3 protein-coding genes are annotated in these 5285 nt (G+C 40.0%); 2 read left to right on the forward strand and 1 reads right to left on the reverse strand.

The window, feature by feature from the left end; genetic code table 11:
* Positions 1-83: 83 nt before the first annotated feature.
* Positions 84-545 carry a DUF29 domain-containing protein gene (locus BGL89_RS06560; protein ID WP_286825000.1) on the forward strand — a complete coding sequence of 154 codons (462 nt, stop codon included), beginning with the start codon at positions 84-86 and terminating at the stop codon, positions 543-545.
* A 78-nt stretch (positions 546-623) separates the two neighbouring features.
* Here BGL89_RS06560 and BGL89_RS06565 read toward each other — a convergent pair whose 3' ends face one another.
* Positions 624-4616, reverse strand: a complete 3993-nt coding sequence (locus tag BGL89_RS06565) for an Eco57I restriction-modification methylase domain-containing protein (RefSeq protein WP_286825002.1) — start codon at positions 4614-4616, stop codon at positions 624-626.
* Between the two features lie 258 nt (positions 4617-4874).
* On the opposite strand from BGL89_RS06565, the gene BGL89_RS06570 reads away from it, so the two are divergent.
* A complete protein-coding gene (locus BGL89_RS06570) occupies positions 4875-5141 on the forward strand; it encodes a hypothetical protein (protein ID WP_286825003.1) in 267 nt (88 codons plus the stop codon).
* The last annotated feature ends 144 nt before the right edge of the window (positions 5142-5285 follow it).

Genomic DNA, 5285 nt, shown 5'->3' on the forward strand with positions numbered 1-5285 from the left:
TTTTAGCATATATTTGGTAAATGCGCTAGTATTTAACGGTAAAGCCGTCGTTCTACGACGGGGTTTCAGACCCAAAATTTTCGATGAAAGATCAAGCCAATTCCCTGTATGAATACGACTTCTATGGGTGGACAGAGCTACAAGCGAAAGCTCTAGCCAACCGACAGGTAGAAGCTCTGGACTGGCAAAACTTACGGGAGGAAATCATTTCCTTGGGTAAACAAGAATATCGAGAACTGGTGAGCCGTCTAACCGTTTTGGTAGGACATCTTCTCAAATGGGAATATCAGCCAGATAAACGTTCTCGCAGCTGGTTTTTGACGATTAGAGAACAGAGACGAGCGATCAGACGGCATCTAGAGGGTAATCCTAGTTTAAAATCCCGGATACCGACGGCTTTATCCGATGCTTTCGAGGCCGGGGTCGATTTGGCTTTACGCGAGACGGATTTACCGATACGGACTTTTCCCTCTCACTGTTCTTTCACCTTCGAGGACATCATGGCCGACCATTTCCTCTGCGATACGAGTCAGGATTGGTCGTAAATTTAACGGTTATACCACCTCGACGGGATCTGTATCTCAACAAGTAATTTAAATACGCGGGCAGCTGATTCTTTTTTTTTACTCTCTCCCTTCAATAATTTTAATTTCTTCCTCGCTTAATCCATAGAGTTTATAAACAATTAGATCGATCAATTCATCGATGGCGCTTAATTGTTGTTTTAGGGGTAAAAGTTTCTCTAGACTGGTTTGATATTCTTTTTCTAGGGTTTCCTGTATTTGGCGATCAAGCAAGTTAACGCTAATTTTCTTTTTGTTCTTTTTCAGTATCTCCCCAAGTTGCTCGAAGCTAAGATGAGGTTCGCTTTTTTGATAGTCACCGAGATAGTTTTGGATTTTTGATTTGTTGGTTAAATTATCGATCGCACTGCCGATTATTCTCTCTAAATATCTCAAAAAGCTTTTGATTTCTTTTTGTTTTTCCCGATTTATCTCGATCATCTGTTCTGCTAAGTATGCCAGAATATCATGGACTATATCAGTTTCCTCTCTCCTAATATGCTCCTCGATTTTCTTTAATATCTCTTGCTTTTCTTGATAACTTTTAATAAGTTTCTCTAAGCACTGTTGACGGCGATCGCTATTGGTGTTAAAAGATATTTTTCGGATGGGGATATTCTCCATGTATTGACCAAAAAATCTTAATCTACCTTGCTTCTCTGTATCCCCCAATACAGCACTGTTTTGAGACATATAAAAGAAAATTAAGCTGGAATTTAAAAGAGCTAGTAAATAATAACTTTGGCTAGGAATTAAATAGGTAGTATTGATTGAGTAAAAGCCATTATTATCTAAAGTAAAGCGCGATTCTTTAGCAATATCTGGATAAATAATTTTAGGTTTTTCAAAAATATCGTAATAAGTGCAAGGTCTTAATTCCCACCAAAACTGTCCTTGATCACATCGTTTTCTAGCTTTTTCTGCAAAACCCCCAAGATGTTTAGTAAGAGAAGGGTACAATGAAGAAAGATAATTCCAAGCCAATTTTTCCTGATCTGTATCTATTTTTTGTTTTGTCCATCCCCAGGGAATCAATAATAAATATAAGTCCCGATTCTTGATTTCATATTTCCTTAAATCATCTCCTGCTATTAAAGACTTGATAAATTGTTGATTGTTTGGGTCGGTTTTTACTAAATATTCTTTGATATTTTTGTCAATCACAAATGCTTCGTTACATCCTGTTTTAATTCCTAGATAAATCTGATTGTTTACATATTCACCAAGAAAAACAGCTTTTTTTTGTAATTTTTCGACAATTGTAGCAATCTGATTTTTAGCTAACGACCAACCTTCCACAGACAAGCTATTTTCACATACATAATATGATAGATCATTAATCACATCAATTAAACTATTGAATTTGAGAGACTTAATCTTTGATACTAAAACATTTTGTTGACCTACAATATTATTTTCAATCAGTATAATAGATGGAAAAGTTGCCGCTTCCGAAAAAACAGGCAATTCTCCAAAATCGATAATTTCTTTTATCGTTGTTTGCTGGGTTAGAAATTGTCTTAATTTCGTTCCATAATTAGCACGCATAAATTTATTTGATATAATCAAACCCAAGTGACCTCCTTGCTGTAAGGATAGTAACCCCATTTCGACAAAATAAACGTATAAATCGGCAACTCCATGAAAAGATTGATAATTTTCTTTTAGAAAAGGTTTAATCTCTTTTAATCCTTCTTGTCGAACGTAAGGAGGATTACCGATAACTGCATCAAAACCGGGGTTATCCTTCCAAGAAGCGGAATCAAGATCGATAAAAACTTCGGGAAATTCCAGATCCCAATGAAAAAAGCGCTTATCTTTATATAAACTAGCTGCCTGGTCTAAAATTCGTTGGTCTGATGGGGGTAACTTATCCCAATTAATTGCCGATATATTGCCACCGTAACGCTGCAGAAACTCGATAGCAGTTTTAACCCCAAAAAAGCGAGAGAGGAAAACATCTAATAAACGCTTGTAGGGTTTAGCTTGACTATCAAAATCACGGAATAACTGTTCACTTGCTTCCACTTCTGCAAAAGTCGCATCGCTGAGGGTACTAATTCCCCGCATAATTTCCGCGGACCGAAGTAACCCGACAAAAGGGCCAGTTAAAAGAGTTAATTGACCACTTTCTTCCTCGATCATAGCGGCTTCTGCATCCTTGGCGGTAGTTCCGATCAGAGAGTTACCACAACGTAAATGATGATCCAAAAAACTCAAAGGCGCGCCCACTGTGAAAGAATGTAACCAGAGACTAACCTTGGCTAATTCTACGGCCATCGGATTGATATCTACCCCATAAATACAGCGCTTCATCACCACTCTTTGTAATAACTGCGTTGGTTCAAGGGTGGGAGAATCGAGAATAATTCCCTGTTGTCGGAGATTGTCGATAATATTTTTTCGGGTGGTTTCCAACATGGTTAAAACGGGATTATCTTCGGGATAAAGATTGAGAATCTGGATTAACTCATCGGTGAGATAGTCCACTGCTTCCACTAAAAAATGTCCGCTGCCCATGGCGGGGTCACAGAGTTTAAGATCAAGTAAGGTGGTGATCGCTTTTTTTTCTAAGCGTTGTAGCTCTTTTTGTAATCCCTGCTGACTGAGATTTCCTAAACGTCTATCGGCACTTTCTTGTCTTCGGGTGGCGATTTCTGTCATTAAATCCCCGAACTGTTGCGCTCTTTGCTCTAAAATTGGTTTGAGGGTATGACTGACAATATATTTAACAATGTAATCGGGAGTGTAATAGGAACCGGTGGCTTTTCTTTCCCCCCGATCATTTTCCAGATGTACCGATTCCCCCTCAATCACGATGCGATATTCCAGTAATCCTTCGTAAATTGATCCTAACTGTCGCACACCTAAAAAACTATAGTCGATCGGCTGTCCCTCAAAACGTGCTAACTTGTCTAAGATGGGCGCTAAAACCGCATCGGATAACTTATATTGACCGAGAAAACAATTCACCCGGCCTTCTTCCATATCAAATAAACCCCCGTTGTAACGAGGTACGGCTAAATTAGCATCCCCTCGATCGACAATGCGAAATAAACTGAGGAGAGCATCGTATATTCCCGTCGAGGTGCCACTAAAGACCTGCTGACGATCGATTTTAACGGCAATTTCTCGCGTCTTTTGCAATAAGCTATAATCGCGATAGTCTCCCCTCACCGGCAGCAAGTCCCGCGCTTCCGCGTAGAGAAGAAATAATAATTTATACAGCAAGGATAAACTCGCCTCGTACAATAAGTCTGGCTGTATGTCTGTATTTAATGATACAAAACCTTTAGAAATATCGGGAAAAATGCGATCGAAGACTAACTCTTTTAACTCGTCACCCACTCTGGTGGCATAGGTGGTACTTCCCTCCCGGACGCGTTCAAGGAAATTCTGACCGTGAATATCCTTAATAAAAGCCTCTTGACGGAAAAATAACCAGAAATACCGAAATTTTTGCCGATCTCCCCCTTCTAATAGTTCCATCAAATCCACTAGATAAAATTCCGTGGCAGTGGAGGACGCTTGACGGTAATATAAGCGCCATTCCCGACCATTGGTGAGAATACCCCAATCTACTCCCGTCCCCGTCAGATAATTGGTGATCTGAAAGGAAGGATTACTATTTTTCCAGATATCTCGCTGATCATTCTTAGAAACGTCACTAAGAGAACGTTCCCAGTATTTAGCCTCAGCGATCGCTAAAACTTGACTATAAAAGGCTTTTTCATTATTCTGGAAGGAATAGGCTTGATAACGGTCATTTTCTCCGGCAAATAGAGCATAATCTGGCCTTTCTGACCTTCCTTTTCCTCTACTGCTTACCTGCGGTATATAACTAAAACCGAGAATTTCTAGAATCGGTTGTATTAATTCTGCTTCCGTTTGCGCTTCGTTAAGAGTCGGCAAAATCGCCTTTTTTTGTTGATAAAGACTCTCTAAGCGGCAAAATGCCACTGATACATCCTCTTGCCATTCCCCAGAATCCGGCAGCCGATGCTCAAGATAGTGTTGAGAAAAAAGTGGTTTATTGCCCGTTTGTCCTGACATGGCTGATTATCCTAGCATTGAGGGTATCTAGCCTAAAAATGAAGGGTTCGCAGGCAGGCACGGATTCCCATTATACAAGAAGTATAGGGCAAGTCTCCGATTTTGTCAAGGGTTTTGGCCAAAAAAAAATCGCCAAGACTTACCACAGCCGCAGGCTTGAATCGTAACTTATAATGGGGATAAAAGTTAAAATTCTTCTGATTTCAAGCTACCGACTGGACTGCGGTAGTCACCGATGACTGATAACTGGTAACTGAAATGACCCCCCAAGCAATCCCTAAACTCAATCACTTGCCCTCTGTCCTAGCCAGAGAGGGAGCCGTCTGCCTAGAATTAGAAGATGGAGTTGCTATATTTCGAGCTTCCACTGCTGTTCAGACTCGGATTGAAGAATTACTCCAACTAGAGAAAGAATCAGCAATTACCCCCGCAGAAAAGCAAGAACTCGATGCCTACGAAGAAATTGACGACTACCTCAGCTTTGTCAATCGTACCTTGCGGAATCTCAGTCAAAACCCCTCTTAATGTCTAAAAAGTTTTCCTCAGTTATCCAATCAGAAATTCGCATCCGTGCCAATTATTTATCGAAAATTTGGGTTAAAACCCCGTCGTTTTACGACGGCTTTAAGCTACAATGGAAAAAGCGATAACCAAGCTAAAAACTGAACC

The organism is Microcystis sp. LSC13-02, from assembly GCA_002282935.1.
Taxonomy (GTDB): Bacteria; Cyanobacteriota; Cyanobacteriia; order Cyanobacteriales; family Microcystaceae; genus Microcystis.